Origin of the sequence: Gemmiger gallinarum (genome assembly GCF_014982805.1) — a bacterium.
Lineage (GTDB): Bacteria > Bacillota > Clostridia > Oscillospirales > Ruminococcaceae > Gemmiger > Gemmiger gallinarum.
Map to the genome: position 1 here is coordinate 321,096 of NZ_JADCKC010000002.1, position 16,969 is coordinate 338,064.

Consider the following 16,969-nt stretch of genomic DNA (forward strand, 5'->3'; position numbering starts at 1 on the left):
CTCCTTTGGTATCGGGTCAAATGCGGGCGGACGGTTTCCCGCCCGCCCGGATGGGTGAATTCAGTTCAAATGCAGGCAAATCAGCCCTTGGTGGCTGCGTCCACGATCTCGCAGAACTTGCCGGCATGCAGGGAGGCGCCGCCGATGAGGCCGCCGTCCACGTCGGGCTTGGCCAGCAGCTCAGCTGCGTTGGCGGGGTTCATGCTGCCGCCGTACTGGATGGTCATGCCCTCGGCGATGTCGTTGCCGTACAGCTCGCCCACCACCTTGCGGATGGCTGCGCAGACTTCCTGAGCCTGGTCGGAGGTGGCGGTGCGGCCGGTGCCGATGGCCCAGATGGGCTCGTAGGCGATGATGACGTTCTTGACCTGCTCCTCGGTGACATCCTTGAGGGCGATCTTGACCTGCATGCGGACCAGTTCCTCGGTGACGCCCTGCTCACGCTGGGTCAGGCTCTCGCCCACGCAGACGATGGGCTTCAGGCCGGCATTCAGAGCGGCCAGGGTGCGCTTGTTGACGGTCTCGTCGGTCTCGCCGAAGTACTGACGGCGCTCGCTGTGGCCGATGACCACGTACTCCACGCCCAGGTCCAGCAGCATGTCGGCGGAAACCTCGCCGGTGAAGGCGCCGGACTTCTCGAAGTGGACGTTCTGGGCGCCCACATGGACGTTGGTGCCGGCGCACTTGGCGACGACGTTGCACAGGTCGGTGAAGGGCACGCAGACGACGACCTCGCAGTCGGCGTCATGAACACCGGGGATCAGGGCCTCCAGCAGCAGGCCTGCCTCGGTGGGGGTGTTGTTCATTTTCCAGTTGCCGGCAATAACTGCCTTGCGCTTCCGCTTATTCATAACGATTCAACCTCCGGATATTGTATTGTTGGGGCGCAGCCGGGGGATTTTTCCCGGCCGCACACAAAACGCGGCGCAGCAGCCCTGACGGTACGTCAGGCCGCCGCGCCGCGTGCGGTTTGCTGAAAATCAGCTCAGCGGACAACCTGCGGCGCGCACAGGGATGTCAGCCTTATGCGTTGGTGATGCAGGCGATGCCGGGCAGCTCCTTGCCTTCCAGGTACTCCAGGGAAGCGCCGCCGCCGGTGGAGATGTGGGTCATCTTGTCGCCCAGGCCCATCTGCTGCACAGCTGCTGCGGAGTCGCCGCCGCCGATGACGGTGGTAGCATCGCTCTCAGCCATAGCCTTGGCAACAGCCAGGGTGCCCTGTGCCAGGGTGGGGTTCTCAAAGACGCCCATGGGGCCGTTCCAGACAACGGTCTTGGAAGCCTTGACAGCGTCGGCGAAGAGCTTCATGGTCTCGGGGCCGATGTCGCAGCCTTCCATGTCGGCGGGGATCTTGTCCACGGGGACGATGACGGTCTCAACAGGAGCGTCGATGGGGTCGGGGAAGTCCTTGACACAGGCGGTGTCAACGGGCAGCAGCAGCTTGACGCCCTTTTCCTCGGCCTTGGCCATCATTTCCTTGCAGTAGTCGATCTTGGTGTCGTCGCACAGGCTCTTGCCGATCTCGTAGCCCTTGGCCTTGAGGAAGGTGTAAGCCATGCCGCCGCCGATGATCAGGGTGTCGACCTTCTCCAGCAGGTTGGAGATGACGTTGAGCTTGTCCGCGACCTTGGCGCCGCCCAGGATGGCGGTGAAGGGACGGACGGGATCGTTGACAGCGTTGCCCAGGTACTTGATTTCCTTTTCCATCAGGTAGCCCACAGCGGTGTCCTTGACGTACTTGGTCACGCCAGCGGTGGAGCAGTGAGCGCGATGGCAGGAGCCGAACGCGTCGTCCACGTAAGCGTCGGCCAGGCTGGCCAGATCCTCACTGAAGGTGTCGATGTTCTTGGTCTCTTCCTTGCGGAAGCGGGTGTTCTGGAGCAGGACCACGTCGCCGTTGTTCATGGTGGCGACGGCAGCCTTGGCGTTGGGGCCGACGACCTCGTCGTCATCCGCGAAGGTGACCGGCTGGCCCAGCTTCTCGGACAGGCGGACCGCAACGGGAGCCAGGCTGAACTTGGCCTCGGGGCCGTTCTTGGGCTTGCCGAGGTGGCTGCACAGGATGACCTTGGCGCCGTCCGCAATCAGCTTCTTGATGGTGGGCAGAGCAGCGTTGATACGGTTGTCATTGGTGATGACACCGTCCTTCATGGGGACGTTGAAGTCGCAGCGGACCAGCACGCGCTTGCCCGCATAATTCTGATCGTCAATGGTCTTTTTACCTAATCCCATAGCAAAAAATCTCCTCTCGGTTTTACCTTGCATAATCCGGGGCCCCAGGCCCCTTTGGGTCTGATTCTATTATACGCACAAAGGTTTCATTTCGCAAGACATTTATTGATACTTATTTAACGTTTCTGTAAAATTTTCTCTTTCAAGCAGGATTTTTTATCGCTCCGGCGCGGGATCGCCGGGAGCATTTCTCCGGGACGGAGCCCTGCCCAGGGGCGGGACAAGATGGAAGCTTTCCTTCCCCGCCCGGACGGTGTATAAAAAAGGGGGGCCTGCCCCTGCGGGCAGGCCCCTTTTGCATGGCGATATGGATTACTTGGCGGGAGTGGACGCACCGCCCGCGATGCCCTGAATGGCAGCCACAGTGGCGGCCAGGTTCTGCATCTCGGAAGGCACGATGATCTTGGTGGCCTTGCCGTCGGCCACCTTTTCCATGGCCTCCATGCTGCGCAGAGCCAGCATGTTCTGGGTGGGCGCGGCCTCGTTGATCAGGCGGATGGAGTCCGCCTTCGCCTGCTGGACCATCAGCAAAGCCTGGGCTTCGCCTTCGGCCTCACGGATGCGCTGCTGCTTGACAGCTTCGGCGCGCAGGATGGCGGATTCCTTCTCGCCTTCGGCGCGGGTGATGGCAGCCTGCTTTTCGCCTTCGGCCAGCAGGATGCTGGCGCGCTTTTCGCGGTCGGCTTTCATCTGCTTTTCCATGGCCTGACGGATCTCCGTGGGGGGCTCGATGTTTTTCAGCTCGATGCGGTTGACCTTGATGCCCCAGCGGTCGGTGGCCTCGTCCAGGGTGGCGGTGATCTGGGTGTTGATGGCGTCGCGGCTGGTCAGGGTCTCGTCCAGGGACATGCTGCCGATGATGTCACGCAGAGAGGTGGCAGACAGGTTCTCGATGGCCTGGATGGGGCGGCTGACGCCGTAGGCGTAAGCCTTGGCGTCGAACACCTGGAAGAAAACCACGGTGTCGATCATCATGGTGACGTTGTCACGGGTGATGACGGGCTGAGGGGGAAAGTCCGCGACCTCCTCCTTGAGGGAGACACGGCGGGCCACCCGCTCGATGAAGGGCATTTTGAGGTGGAGACCGGCTTCCCAGGTCGCCTTATAGACGCCCAGGCGCTCCACGACGAAAGAATTGGACTGGGGAACGATGACGATGCACCGCACCAGAACGACCAGTACGATCACCAGAAGGATCGCAGCAATGAGAAGTTCCATATGTATTCTCCTTTTTTGGTTTGTGTGGAAAGATTCGGATGCCGGGTCCGGAGTTCAGGGAACATCAGACCTGGGCGGTTTGTACAGAAGCAACGGTGAGGACGGCGCCGTCGGCAGCGGTGACCTCACAGGGCGTGCCCTGGGGCAGAGCGGTGTCGGCCTTGGCCTGCCAGTCCAGCCCGTCCACCCGGACGCGGCCGATGGTTCCCGGCACAATGGCCTTGAGCACCACGCCCCGCTTGCCCACCACCAGCTGGGAGCCGTTGGTGACCGGGGGCTTGCTGGCCGCACGGCGTCTGGCGAGGGTGGGGATCATGATTGCAAGAATCACGGCCGACACCACCGCAAAGACGGCAAACTGCACAATGGCAGAGTCGGTAAAGATGCTGGCGATCATGGCCGCGCCTGCACCCACTGCAAACCAGATGGAAATCAGGGCGGTGGTGGCGGCCTCGGCCACCACAAAGGCGATGGTCAGAATCAACCAGATCAGGGTATCCATTCCCATATATAGCACCTCCAGCTATCGGGGTAAACCGTGGGAAAACGTAACCACTGGAGACGGAGCCGGATTTGCCTCACATCGTACGCTGCTGCGCATTCTGCCGGACTTGGCTACGGTATCTCCCCCGGGCCTTGCGCCCACCGCTCAGTGCCGGTCAACAGCCTGTCTGCGTGTGGAAGATTCCTCCGTTCCAGGTTGTCAATATTTTAACACAATCGCCCCGGAAAGTCAATATATTCCGCCGCGGCGCCCATTTTACACTATATATTGTGGTTTCAGTGTTTCAGATGGCCAGCGCTGGTAGAAAATATGCCGCAAAAGGCCGCGGTTTACCGTTTTGAATTGTAAAATCGTCGTAAATTTTGTACAAATGGGAAGTTTGCACAAACGCGCGCGCCATTTTTTGTACATAGGCACCAGGTAGTGTCCAACCTTCTTCCCCGGAAGGGCAAACAGAAAAGCGCCGCCCTGCCAGAGACAGAGCGGCGCCTGGAAACCGGCTCAGAAAGGGAAACCGGAATCCATCAATAGATTGCGAAATACCCGACATGGGTGGGGTTGTTTTCTTCCACCAGGATGGTGAATCCGCCGGGGTTGACCTCGGTAACCTTGCCGAAGGCCTCGGTGGCCAGCAGATGATCACCCCGGTTCAGGACGATCTCGGCGGTGCGGGTCTTGCCGCGGCGGCGGTACTGCAGCAGGTCGCCCTCGGCACGGACGATCTCGAAGCTGCCGCCCTGGAAGGCATCACAGGTCCTGCGCAGGATCGCCAGGTTGCGGATGGGTCCCCGCAGCCGTTCCTCGGTGCTGTTCCAGTCAAAGAAGGCACGGTTGAAGGGGTCACGGTAGCCCTGCATGGCGATCTCGTCGCCGTAGTAGACGCAGGGCACCCCGGGCAGGGTGAAGATCATGGCGTAGGCCAGCAGCAGGCGCCGGACGGCGGCATCGTACTGGTCGGCGGGGATGCGGCGGCCGCTCTGCCAGTAGCGGTCCCGGCCGTTGGGCGGCTCCCCCGAGATGGCGGTCATGGCCCGCTCGGTGTCGTGGGTGGAGAGGAAGTTCATCAGGCAGTCCACCGCCGGCTTGGGATAGTTCTCGCAGATATCCAGCAGTCCCTCGGCCACATCAGCCACGTCGGCGCCCCGCACAAAGTCGATGGCGCAGTTGCGGAAGGGATAGTTCATGGTGGTATCCAGGCCGTGACCCCGCAGGTAGGTCCGGCGGCGGCCGAAAGCCTCCTTGGTGGTGGCATCCTCCCACACCTCGCCGATGAGCAGTTTGTCCTCCCCATGGGATTTGACGGCCTGACGGATCTTTTCGATAAAATCGTCGGGCAGCTCGTCGGCCACATCCAGGCGGAAGCCGCTGGCACCCAGGTTCAGCCAGGTGTCGATGATGCCGCCCTTGCCGCACACAAAGTCGATGTAGGAGGGATCCTCCTCCTCCACCTCGGGCAGGGTCTCAAAGCCCCACCAGCTGCGGTAGCCGCAGGGGTAGCCAGAGTCGAAGTCATACCAGGAGCGGTAGGGGGAATTGCGGTCGCGGTAGGCGCCGCCGGGGCCGTAGCGGCCTTCCCGGTTGAAGTAGATGGAGTCGGAGCCGGTGTGGCTGAACACGCCGTCCAGAATGATGCGGATGCCGTTTTGGGCAGCCTCGGCGCACATCCGGGTGAACTCCTCGGTGGTGCCCAGCACCGGGTCGGGCTTGAGGTAGTTGGCCGTATTGTACCGGTGGTTGGAATGGGCCTCAAAGATGGGGTTGAGGTAGATGCAGGTGACGCCCAGGTTTTTCAGGTAGGGCAGCTTCTGGCGGATGCCCTCGAAATCTCCGCCGAAGTAATCCCGGTTGAGATAGCCGTCGGCCTGCTCATTGGGCCAGAAGTAAGGCTCCCCCGTTTTGTCCTCCCGGTAGATGCGGTCGGCAAAGGGCATGGTCTTTCCCGGTTTGCCCTCGTTGAAGCGGTCGGGAAAGATCTGGTACATGGTGCCGCCCCGCATCCATGCCGGCGTGGCAAAATCCGGTTCATAGACGGTCAGCTGCCACTGGCGGCCCGCCGTCCAGGAGAGCTCGCCCTCCCCATGGGTGCCCCGGAAGATTTTGCGGAAATCAGTGTAGAGATCAAAATAGTAAAAATACAGTCCCGTCGTGGTGGGGCGGACCTTGACCGAAAAATGATTGACTCCGGGGGTCTGGCCCTCAAAGTTCATCCGGTAGTGGACCGGGTCCTCCCGGTCCTTGGTCAGCACCAGGTGCGGGTCCACATACCCAAGATGTTCCGGTACCGTCAGCCGGATGGTCACCTCCGTGCCGGCCGTCACCGCCCCAAAGGGCTGTTTGCAGGCCGGGTCGGTACTGTTGTAATAGGTATGCATGCACAGGACTCCTTCGTTGTGGGATTGGGCGGGGCGCAGCCGCGGGCCGGACGAAAACAGCATTTTTTCAAATACAGCGTTTCCTCGTACTTTTTGCCGTGCCTGCATCCCGGCAAAGGGGCGGCCGCAGGGATTTTGCCCCAGGGGAAGTTTCTCCGGACCGGGAACAGCCATTCGTATGGCTGTGAAACCCGCAAAAGCGAGCCAGTGTCAACGCGCACAGGGCGCCGACAATGGCCCGCTTTCAGGGGTTGCGACAAAGGTTCCGGTTGCGGACTCCGCCGGCACGGCACGGAAGTTTTCCGTGTACCGGCCCTGCGGCGGCCTTGCCTGTTTTCAGTTTATGCGGGGCGGCAATTATTTGACCGGAGTGATGCCCCAGATGCCGCGGGCGTAGTCCATGACCGAGCGGTCGGCGGAGAAGATGCCCGAGTTGGCGATGTTCATCAGGCTCATGCGGTTCCAGGTCTGGCGGTCGGCGTACAGACGCTGCACATCGGCCTGGGCACGGCGGTAATCCTTGAAGTCGGCCATGACCATGTAGGGATCGGAGTTGCGCAGGTTGTTGGTGATCTCGCTGAAGTTGTCGCCGTTCCAGCCTCTCTCCAGCATATCCAGCACGGCCATTGCCACGTTGTCGTCATAGATGAAGCTGCTGGGATGGTAGCCCATGCCCTTGAGAGCGTTGACCTCCGGCGTCAGCATGCCGAAGATGATCTCGTTCTCACGGCCGGCGGCGTCGGCAATCTCCACGTTGGCGCCGTCCAGGGTGCCCAGGGTGATGGCGCCGTTGAGCATGAACTTCATGTTGCCGGTGCCGGAAGCCTCGGTGCCGGCCAGGCTGATCTGCTCGGAGACCTCGCTGGCGGGCATGAGCCGCTCGGACAGGGTGACGCAGTAGTCCTCCAGATAGACGACGCGCAGCTTGTCGCGCACGGCGGGATCGGCGTCGATGAGCTGGCCCAGCTTGCAGATCAGACGGATCATCTGCTTGGCCATGTAGTAGCCCGGGGCGGCCTTGGCGCCGAAGATGTAGGTCTTGGGCACAAAGTCGGCGTTGGGGTTATTCTTGAGGTAGAGGTACTGCGCCGCAATGTTCAGGGCGTTGAGGTGCTGGCGCTTGTACTCGTGCATACGCTTGACCTGGCAGTCAAAGATGGAGTCGGGATCGATCTCCTGGCCGGTGGCCTTGCGCAGGTAGTCGGCAAAGATGGCCTTGTTCTCTCGCTTGACCTTGCCCAGGCGCTCCAGCACGGAGGCGTCGCCGGCAAACTTCTCCAGCTTCTTGAGCTCGGAGGCGTCCTGCTTGAAGCCGTCGCCGATGACATCGGAGAGCAGGTTGGTCAGGCCGGGGTTGGAAGCCAGCAGCCAGCGGCGGTAAGCGATGCCGTTGGTGACGTTGGTGAAGGCCTTGGGCTTGTACAGGAAATAATCATGGAAGACGCTGTCCTTGATGATCTCGCTGTGCAGCTTGGAAACGCCGTTGATGGAGTGGCAGGTGTAGGCGCAGATGTTGGCCATGCGGACCTGGTTGTCGCCCAGGATGGCCATGTAGTTGATCTTGCCCTGGTCGCCGGGGAAGGCGCGCTCCAGGTCGATGCGGCAGCGGCGGTCCATCTCGCAGACGATCTGCCAGATACGGGGCAGGGTGGAGCGGAAGATGTCCACGTTCCACTTTTCCAGCGCCTCGCTCATGACGGTGTGGTTGGTGTAGGCGAAGGTGCGGCGGCAGATGTCGAAGGCGGCATCCCACTCGTAGCTGCACTCATCCAGCAGGATGCGCATCATTTCGGGGATGGCCAGGGTGGGATGGGTATCGTTGAGCTGAATGGCGACCTTGTCGGGCAGGTTGTCCAGCGTGCCGTACTGGCTCAGGTGGATGCCCAGGATATCGGCAACGGATGCTGCCGAGAAGAAGTACTGCTGGCGCAGGCGGAGGATCTTGCCCTCGGTGTGGTTGTCGTTGGGGTAGAGGACCTTGGAGATCAGCTCGGCGCTGGCGCTCTGGCTGATGGCGGTGGAGTAGTTGCCGGCGTTGAAGCTGCTCATATCAAAGCTGGGGGCCTTGGCCTGCCACAGGCGCAGCTTGGACACGCCCTGGGAGTTGTAGCCCGCCACGTACATATCGTTGGGCACTGCCATGACGCTGTTGTAGTTCTCATACTTGACGTGATGGAAACCGCCGTCCCAGGTCTCGATGGCCTGGCCGTCAAAGCGGATCTCCTGTGCCTGGTCGGGATGGCTCTTGATCCAGACCTGGCCGCCGGGCAGCCAGTTGTCGGCAGCTTCCTGCTGCCAGCCGTCCACGATCTTCTGCTTGAAGATACCGTACTCATACAGGATGGAGTAGCCGGTGCCGGGGATGCAGTCGGTGGCCATGCCGTCCAGATAGCAGGCGGCCAGACGGCCCAGACCGCCGTTGCCCAGGCCTGCATCGGGCTCCTGGTCGTAAATCTGATCGATGCGGATATCGGCGTCGGCCAGCACCTGCTCGGCCACCTCATTGATGCCCAAGTTGAACAGGTTGGTGCGCAGGCTGCGGCCCATCAAAAACTCCATGCACAGGTAGTAGACCTGCTTGTGGCCGGAGCCCAGCGTCTTTGCCTGAAAGACCTTCTGCTGGTTGGACATGATCTCACGGGTGATCATGGCCAGGGCACGATAGATCTGAACGGCGGACGCAACCTCCAGGCTGACAGCGTATTCGCTGGTCAGCTTGTCGCGCAGCATCTTGTCAAATTCTTTTTTGGTGTACTTGAGCACGATGTTTCTCTCCTTATCTGAATTGCCGGTCCGGGCGCCCCAGGGCAGGAATACGGGATATGGGACTAAAGCGTCCTTTTCCGGCTCAAAATAACTGGAAAACAGGTCTTTTGAGACCTCTCACCTTTTCGATTATAGTAAATATTCCGCACTGGTGCAAGGGATTTTGGGAACAATCCGCTATTTTTTTGAATTTACACAAAAGGGGCTTTTTCTCTTTGGGGTTTTATATTATAATAAGTTTGTATATCGCCCGCACGCAAAATGCGGGACAGACACTGTCATCCCCCGCGCGGCAGACCCGTTTTGCCGCACGTTTTTCTCATTTATCGTCAAAGGAGTTGGAAACATGGCAACATCGAAGGTACGCCTGAACATCTGCGGTTCCAGTTACGTCATCGCCACCAGCGAGAGCGAGGATTATATGCAGAACCTGGCCGACCGCCTCAATCTGGACATGAACGAGCTGATGAGCTCTTCCAAGTCGGTCTCCATCACCACGGCAGCGGTCATGACCGCTCTGAGCTACCGCGACGAGCTGGAAAAGGCCAGCGGCAGCGCCGACAACATGCGCCGTCAGATCAAGGATTATCTGGAGGACGCAGCCAGCGCCAAAATGGCCGCCGAGGAGCTGCGCCGGGACAACGTCGCCCTGCGCAAAAAAGTCGCCGATCTTGAGGCCCGCCTCAAGGCACGGCAGGACATCCCCGACTGATGGGGGCCGTACTGCACCCGTCCGGCCCGCCCCGCGGGTTGGAGATCCTTGCCCCGGCCGGCAATGCCGAAATGCTTAGCGCCGCTGTTTACAGCGGCGCTGATGCTGTTTATCTGGGGTTTGCAGGCTTCAACGCCCGGCGGACGGCCGGCAATTTCGACACCAATACCCTGGCGCAGGCGGTGGCCTTCTGCCATGCCCGGGGGGTGCGGGTCCACGCCGCCCTGAACATTCTGGTCTACGGCAGCGAGCTGGACAGTCTGGCCAATGCCATTCGCGCCGCCGCCGAGGCGGGGGTGGACGCCCTGATCGTGGACGATCTGGCCACCGCCGCCCTGGCCCGGCAGATTGCTCCCGGCCTTGCCCTCCACGGCAGCACCCAGATGAGCATCCACACCCCGGAAGGCGCCTGCCAGCTGGCGGAGATGGGCTTTTCCCGCGTCATTCTGGCCCGGGAGCTCTCCCTCCCCGAGATTCGCGCCGTGGTAGAGAAAAGCCCCATTGAAGTGGAGATCTTCGTCCACGGCGCCCTGTGCATGGCCATGAGCGGCCAGTGCATGATGAGCGCCTTCCTGGGCGGCCGCAGCGGCAACCGGGGCGCCTGCGCCGGCCCCTGCCGCCTGCCCTTCGACGCCTCCGACCTGCGCCCCGGCAAGCCGGGTCAGGCCTGCCATCTCAGCCTCAAGGACATGGACCTCATTCCCCACATGGCCGACATCATGGCCGCGGGGGTGGCCAGCGTCAAGATTGAGGGCCGCCTGCGCACCCCCGAATACACCGCCGCCTCGGTGGTGGCCTGCCGCTGCGCCCGGGAGGGCAAACCTTACGACGAAGCCCTGGTGCGGGACATTTTCTCCCGTTCCGGCTTTACCGACGGCTACTTCACCGGCAAGAACGACGGGGCCATGTTCGGCGTCCGCACCGAGGCCGATGCCGAGCGCAGCCGTCTGGCCGCCCCCAGGGCCCGGGAGCTGTTCCGCCGGGAATATTCCCGTGTGCCGGTGGACTTTACCCTCACGGTGACCGAGGACGGCGCCCGCCTGACTGCCGCCGACCGGGAGGGCAGCCGGGTATCCGCCTACACCGACCCGGACACCGTCCTCTCCCCTGCCAAAAACGACCCCTCCCCGGCTCTGGAAAAGAGCCTGCAGAAAACCGGAGGCACCCCCTTTGCGGCTGCTTCCTGCCAGATCGAGCAGGAGGGCGGCCCCTGGTTTTTGCCGAGCAGCATGGCCAACGATCTGCGCCGCCGCTGTCTGGACGCCCTGCTGGAAAAACGCAGCCAGCCCCATCCCCTGCCGGTGCAGTCCTGTACCCCGCCTGTCTTTGCACCCCGGCCCCGGAGTGGTCAGCCCAAGCTGGCCGCCCGCTTTGCCCGGGTGGACCAGATGCCCCGGCAGGCGGAGGCCCTGCCTCTGCTGATCTTCCCCCTGTGGGAAGCCGAGAACGTCCCCGCCGGGCTGCGGAGCAAGACCCTCATCGAGCTGCCCCGGGCCATGTACGGCATTGAGGAGAAGGTTCGCCGCCGCATGGACAAGCTCCGGGCGGAGGGCGGCTTCAAAGGCTTTGTGGTCAACAATCTGGCACAGTTCCGCCTGACGGGGGACAGCCCCGTCTGCGGCGGGCTGGGCCTCAACGTCACCAACCCCCTGTCCGCCCTGCGCTGCGGCCAGCTGGGCGCCGAGGGCCTGCTGATCCACCCCGAGACCCCCGTCCACGCCATGGGCACGGTGGGGTCTCTGCCGGAGGGCGGGTCCCTGCCCACGGCGGCTTTGTGCTACGGGCATATTCCCCTCATGCTCACCCGGGCCTGCCCTTTGAAAAACCGCCCCGACCACGCCAGCTGCGCCGGATGCAGCCGTCAGGGCCGTCTGCGGGACCGCAAGGGCCGGGACTTCCCCGTGCGGTGCGGCCTGCCCGAAAACGGCGTGCGCACCGTCTACAACCCGGTGCCCCTCTACATGGGGGACCGCCTCAGCGAGCTGCCGGTGGACTGGGCGGTGGCCGCCTTCACCATCGAGACGCCCCAGCGGGCTGCCCAGATTTTGGCGCTGCTGCAGGAGGGCAAACCGTTTGACGGCGAGTTCACCCGCGGGCTATACTATAGTGACCCCACCAAGGCGCAGTGACTGCAACGCTGCGCACAAACACCCACAAGGAGGACGCCATGAAGAACAAGACCCTCAAGGAAGGACTTGCCCTTTTGGGCATCGGCGCGGCCATCGTCGCCCTGGCCCTGCATCCGCCCCGCCTGCTCTGCCGCATCTATCTGGCTCTGGAAAAGGCCGCGGCTGTTTTTCTGGGCGTTATGCTGGCGCTGGCGGGCATTGCCGCGCTGCTGGGCCTGACTGAGCAGCCGTCCGACGAAAAGCCCCCTGTGGCCTATACCATCGACTACGACTAATTCTGCGCGGTCCTGTATCACCCGCGCTTTCACAACCGGAGGATTTCCATGGAGACCAAAACCGTCAAATACAAACTGCTTGACCCCCGGGCCAAAGCCCCCGCCTACGCCACCGCCGGGGCCGCGGCCGCCGATCTCTGCGCCCTGCTGGACGAACCCTTGACCCTGGCCCCCATGCAGCGGGCTCTCGTCCCCACCGGCCTGGCCATTGAGCTGCCCGGCCCCGAGTGCGTGGCACTGGTCTACGCCCGCAGCGGGCTTTCCATCAAGCACGGCCTGACCATGGCCAACGGCGTGGGCGTCATCGACAGCGACTACCGCGGCGAGCTGCGGGTCCCCATGGTCAACCTGGGCACCGAGCCCTACACCATCGCCCCCGGGGAGCGTATCGCCCAGCTGTGCATCGCCCCCGTGTGGCAGGCCGCCTTTGTGCAGGCCGATGCCCTCAACGACACCGACCGCGGCGCCGGCGGCTTCGGCTCCACCGGCCGGCTGTGAAGCAGCCCGGTTTGTGCTCTTTGTGCATTTGGTAAAATTTTCCATTTCCGTCCTGATCCCCGTTCTTTCGACGCCGGGGACCCGTATAATCCTTACTTGAGAGAGGCAGCACCAATGTCCCTGATTCTTGCTTCGGGCAGCCCGCGGCGCCGCGAGCTCATTGCCCTTATTACCCGCGATTTCATCGTCCGGCCCAGTTCGGTGGACGAAAGCCGCATCACCGCTCCCACCCCCGCCCAGCTGGCCCGCGCGCTGGCCACCGCCAAGGCGGAGGACGTGGCCGCGGCCAATTCCGGCTGCACGGTCCTGGGCTGTGACACCGTTGTGGAGTGCGACGGGCAGGTCTTCGGCAAGCCCCGTGACCGGGAGGACGCCCTGCGGATGCTGCGGGCATTGTCCGGCCGGACCCACAAGGTCCACACCGGGGTGTGCCTCTGCCGCGACGGGCGCATGACCGCCGCGGTGGAGACGACGCTGGTGCATTTTGCCTCCATCCCCGAATCCGAGCTGCAGGCCTACGCCGACACCGACGAACCCTACGACAAGGCAGGCGCCTACGCCATTCAGGGCCGGGCGGCGCTGTGGTGCAGCGGGATCGAGGGCTGCTACTACAACATCATGGGCCTGCCCGTCCACCGTACGGCACAGCTCCTTGCCGCGTTCGGCGAGTAAGTTGTTCCCTTCGGTCCGGCGTGCCGGGCCGGGGGAGGAACGAAATGGGGATTCTGGCACGTTTTTTTGCATTCATTTCCAGGAGATTTCACACTATGTTCAGCAAAGACATCGGCATTGACCTTGGCACCGCCAACACCCTTGTTTACATGAAAGGCCGCGGCATCATCATGCGGGAACCCAGCGTCGTGGCGGTGGACACCAAAACCGACGAACTGCGGGTGCGCAGCGTCGGTCACGAGGCCAAGGCCGTCATCGGCCGGGCGCCCGGGTCCATCGTGGCGGTGCGCCCCCTGAAAGACGGCGTTATCGCCGACTTCGACATCACCGCCGCCATGCTCCAGAGCTTCATCCGTCAGGCCTGCGGCTCCGGCTTTTTCAGCCGTCCCCGGGTGGTCATCTGCGTGCCCTCCGGCGTCACCGAGGTGGAGCGCCGGGCCGTGCGTCAGGCTGCCGCCCGGGCGGGGGCCCGGCAGGTCACCGTCATTGAGGAACCCATGGCCGCGGCCATCGGGGCGGGACTGCCCACCACCGAGCCGGTGGGCAGCATGATTGTGGACATCGGCGGCGGCACGGCGGAGGTGGCGGTCATCAGCCTGTCCGGCATTGTGGCCAGCCGCAGCATCCGCTGCGCCGGGGATGCCCTGGACCAGAGCATCATCGCCTTCATCAAACGCAAGTATAACCTCCTGGTGGGCGAGCGCACCGCCGAGCAGATCAAGCTGGAGATCGGTTCCGCCAGTCCCCTGGACCCTGAGACCACCATGGAGATCAAGGGCCGCAATCTGGTGGACGGCCTGCCCAAAGATATCATCATCCGGTCGGAGGAAGTCCGGGAGGCCATGAGCGAAAATCTGCTGCGCATTGTGGATGCCATCAAGGACACGCTGGAGCGCACCCCGCCCGAGCTGTCCAGCGATATCATCGACCGGGGCATCATGCTGTCCGGCGGCGGCGCCCTGCTCAAGGGGCTGGACCGCCTGATCCAGAACGAGACCGGCATTGAGGTCCATGTGGCCGAAAGTCCCCTGGACTGCGTGGTGCTGGGGGCGGGGGCCGTCCTGGACAATCCCGCTCTGGCCGGGCATCGCCGGGAGGAGCCCAGCTATCTGTAACCTGTACATGTGATTTGCAGGACCGCAAAACGGCATGGGAAATGCTGCTTTGCGGTCTTTGTTTTTTTTCTGTTCCCCTGTGTAAGATTTGGATGCCGGCCGGCGTCTGTATGGGTGTAAGGCCTTAAAATCAACGGATTTGGAGGTGACGATGTGGAGCAAGAAAATCTGGCCCTGTGGATCGTGAACGATCCCGAAACGGGGCTCAAGACCGCCATGGAGCGGTACGCCCCCGCCGTCAAAGGAATTTTATCCAAGATACTGCCCGGCCGTCCCCAGGACGTGGAGGAATGCATGGCCGATGTGTTCGTGGCCCTGTGGAAGCATGCCTCCCGCCTGTGTCAGACCGGCACTCCGGTCAAGGCCTGGCTGGTGGTCACCGCCCGCAACACCGGCATCACCCGCTGGCGGAGGCTGCGCCGCAAGACCGAGCTTCCTCTCAACGAGGAGCTGGGGGATGCCCTGGCCCTGCTGGACGCCCTGCCCAGCGACGCCGAGGACCTGGTGGGCACGCTGGTGGCCGCCATGACCCAGCCCGACCGGGAGATTTTTCTCCGCAAATATTACCTGCTGCAGCCTGCCCGGCAGATCGCCCGGGCACTGAACATGAGTGAAAGCACGGTAAACACCCGGCTGTCCCGCGGGCGGGAACGCCTGCGCCGGGAACTGGAACGGAAAGGAGTGCACGCACATGCGTAACACACAACAGGATCTCTTGCACGAACTGGACGCCCTGGACATTCCCGAAGCGCCCCTCTCCGCCGGGGAGATGGACCGCCTGACCAGGGCCGTCATGGGCCGGGTGGATGCTTCCCATACCCCTGAAGCGGAATCCTCCCACGAGACGGAAAAGGTCCCCGCTGTCCACGTCGTCCGCCACCGGGCCCTCACCTTCGGCATTGCGGCGGCGGTGATCTGCGCCCTGTGCGGCACCGCAGCCGCCGTGGGCCCCTCCCTGGTCAAGATGATCCAGGGCAACATCGATTTCTTCTCCACCGCCCCCGAACAGAGCCAGGTCTCCCAGAACCTGGATGCGCCCCGGGGCACCCACGAGGGCACCGAGGCGGAGCTCACCGCCTACAACGCCCCGGTGGACCAGACCGTCACCGACGACGGCGTCAGCGTCACCCTGGACAACATCTCCATCGACGTCTCCTCCATGGACGTCTTCTTCACCATCACGGGGGACAACATTGTGGACGATGCCCTGGATGAGGAAAGCTTCTACTCCTCCTCCGACCAGGTGTGGTTCAGCGCTCCCTTCTTCAGCGAATGCACCCTCAACGGGGAAGATATTGTGGCCGACAGCCCCACCCTGCGGGAATACTACCGGGTGGACGGCAGCACCCTCAAGATGTGGGTCCACTATATCATCACCGCCGTGCCCGAGGGGGACACCGTGGTCCTCAACCTGTCGGAGACTTCGGTGCTGAACCATGAGGGCAGCTGGGACTTCAGCGTCTCTCTGGACGGCAATGCCCTGCGCGCCGGGGCCACCCAGGCCAAGGCCGGGGAGTACCAGGTGGGCGGCGACGTGCTGCTGCTGGACAATCTCACCTTCGGCCCCCTGGGCGGCAGCATCACCACCCGCTATGAGTACGCCTACACCGACGACACCCAGACGGAGGTCGCCTGGAGCAAGGGCATGGACGCCAGCGAGTTCGTCATCACCGACGACACCGGCAAGGAGCTTTACCTGAGCGCTCAGGCCGCCCAGAACTACATCCAGGACGGCACGGTGGAGCAGAGCTCGGTCAGCAACTATCAGCTCACCCGCCCCGCCGACGGCGCCACCTCCATCACCCTGACGCCGGTTTCCTACGACGAGACCGCCGAGACCGAGCTGCGCACCGTCACCGCCGACGAGATGCGCGACGGCGCCAAGATTCCCTTCAGCGACCTGGGCGGCTTCACGGTGCAGGACTTCACCGTCCAGGACAGCTCCATCAGCTTCTCCCTGGTGCCCTACGGCTGGGTGCACGGCATGTCCTCCGGCATGCTGGTGGACCTGGTCATGCCCGACGACGAGGCGGTCTCCACCGTGAGCGAGGAAGTCCAGGGCCTCAACGAGGAAGGCACCGCCACCATCGCCCGCACCGGCATGGTCAACGCCTTCGCCGACCCTGCCACCGGCATCGTGACCATCCGCTACGACTACTACGCCGCCACCCAGGAGGAACTGGAACAGATCAACACCTTCCACTACTACTTCGCGCCCGGCGCCACGCTGGACACCGCCAACGCCATCACCCTGCCCCTGGAGGCCATTTCCTGACCCCCTGGTTTTTCACCATTTCAACACGCGCTGCGGCCCGGCCGTCGGAAAAATTCCGGCGGCCGGGCCGTTTTTTGTCCATTCGTGCCATCCATGTTTGAACACTTCCGACGTTTTATCACAAAATTTTCCCTGTTTCCGGCTGCGGATATTGCTTTTTTTTGCTTTTTCCGCTATCTTAGAATCAACGAAATATTCTC

At 62.8% G+C, this 16,969-nt stretch carries 14 protein-coding genes; 8 read left to right on the forward strand and 6 right to left on the reverse strand.

The features are described from left to right. Positions 1-80: 80 nt before the first annotated feature. From tpiA to INF35_RS07115, 6 genes are all read right to left on the reverse strand, one after another. The gene (gene tpiA, locus INF35_RS07090; protein WP_193500975.1) at positions 81-851 is read right to left on the reverse strand and encodes a triose-phosphate isomerase; all 771 of its coding nucleotides are present in this window, start codon (positions 849-851) and stop codon (positions 81-83) included. A 172-nt stretch (positions 852-1,023) separates the two neighbouring features. After that, positions 1,024-2,232 carry a phosphoglycerate kinase gene (locus INF35_RS07095; protein ID WP_193500977.1) on the reverse strand — a complete coding sequence of 403 codons (1,209 nt, stop codon included), beginning with the start codon at positions 2,230-2,232 and terminating at the stop codon, positions 1,024-1,026. 312 nt (positions 2,233-2,544) lie between these two features. Next, on the reverse strand, positions 2,545-3,450 hold the full coding sequence (locus INF35_RS07100; protein ID WP_193500979.1) for an SPFH domain-containing protein: 906 nt from the start codon (positions 3,448-3,450) through the stop codon (positions 2,545-2,547). Between the two features lie 64 nt (positions 3,451-3,514). Then, complete coding sequence (locus INF35_RS07105) at positions 3,515-3,958, reverse strand: NfeD family protein (RefSeq protein ID WP_193500981.1); 444 nt, start codon at positions 3,956-3,958, stop codon at positions 3,515-3,517. Positions 3,959-4,479: 521 nt separating this feature from the next. Beyond that, positions 4,480-6,327 (reverse strand): glycoside hydrolase family 13 protein, encoded by a 1,848-nt coding sequence (locus INF35_RS07110; protein WP_193500983.1) that lies wholly within the window; start codon positions 6,325-6,327, stop codon positions 4,480-4,482. Between the two features lie 357 nt (positions 6,328-6,684). Further along, positions 6,685-9,093: a glycogen/starch/alpha-glucan phosphorylase gene (locus INF35_RS07115; protein ID WP_193501755.1), complete on the reverse strand. Its 2,409-nt coding sequence runs from the start codon at positions 9,091-9,093 to the stop codon at positions 6,685-6,687. 346 nt (positions 9,094-9,439) lie between these two features. Between INF35_RS07115 and INF35_RS07120 the strand changes: the two genes are divergently transcribed. The 8 genes from INF35_RS07120 (at position 9,440) to INF35_RS07155 (ending at position 16,769) form a co-directional block, all read left to right on the forward strand. Next, positions 9,440-9,805, forward strand: coding sequence for a cell division protein ZapA (locus INF35_RS07120; protein ID WP_193500985.1), 366 nt, complete (start codon positions 9,440-9,442; stop codon positions 9,803-9,805). Then, positions 9,805-11,934 carry a peptidase U32 family protein gene (locus INF35_RS07125; protein WP_193500987.1) on the forward strand — a complete coding sequence of 710 codons (2,130 nt, stop codon included), beginning with the start codon at positions 9,805-9,807 and terminating at the stop codon, positions 11,932-11,934. The genes INF35_RS07120 and INF35_RS07125 overlap by 1 nt, the downstream gene beginning before the upstream one ends. A 38-nt stretch (positions 11,935-11,972) precedes the next feature. Then, positions 11,973-12,209 (forward strand): hypothetical protein, encoded by a 237-nt coding sequence (locus INF35_RS07130; RefSeq protein WP_193500989.1) that lies wholly within the window; start codon positions 11,973-11,975, stop codon positions 12,207-12,209. A gap of 48 nt (positions 12,210-12,257) precedes the next feature. Next, complete coding sequence (gene dut / locus INF35_RS07135; RefSeq protein ID WP_193500991.1) at positions 12,258-12,707, forward strand: dUTP diphosphatase; 450 nt, start codon at positions 12,258-12,260, stop codon at positions 12,705-12,707. A 114-nt stretch (positions 12,708-12,821) separates the two neighbouring features. Further along, a complete protein-coding gene (locus INF35_RS07140) occupies positions 12,822-13,379 on the forward strand; it encodes a Maf family protein (protein WP_193500993.1) in 558 nt (185 codons plus the stop codon). A gap of 95 nt (positions 13,380-13,474) precedes the next feature. Then, positions 13,475-14,494: a rod shape-determining protein gene (gene mreB, locus INF35_RS07145; RefSeq protein ID WP_193500995.1), complete on the forward strand. Its 1,020-nt coding sequence runs from the start codon at positions 13,475-13,477 to the stop codon at positions 14,492-14,494. A gap of 153 nt (positions 14,495-14,647) precedes the next feature. Further along, positions 14,648-15,193: an RNA polymerase sigma factor gene (locus INF35_RS07150; protein WP_328740557.1), complete on the forward strand. Its 546-nt coding sequence runs from the start codon at positions 14,648-14,650 to the stop codon at positions 15,191-15,193. Beyond that, positions 15,186-16,769, forward strand: a complete 1,584-nt coding sequence (locus tag INF35_RS07155) for a DUF4179 domain-containing protein (protein ID WP_193500997.1) — start codon at positions 15,186-15,188, stop codon at positions 16,767-16,769. The genes INF35_RS07150 and INF35_RS07155 overlap by 8 nt, the downstream gene beginning before the upstream one ends. The last annotated feature ends 200 nt before the right edge of the window (positions 16,770-16,969 follow it).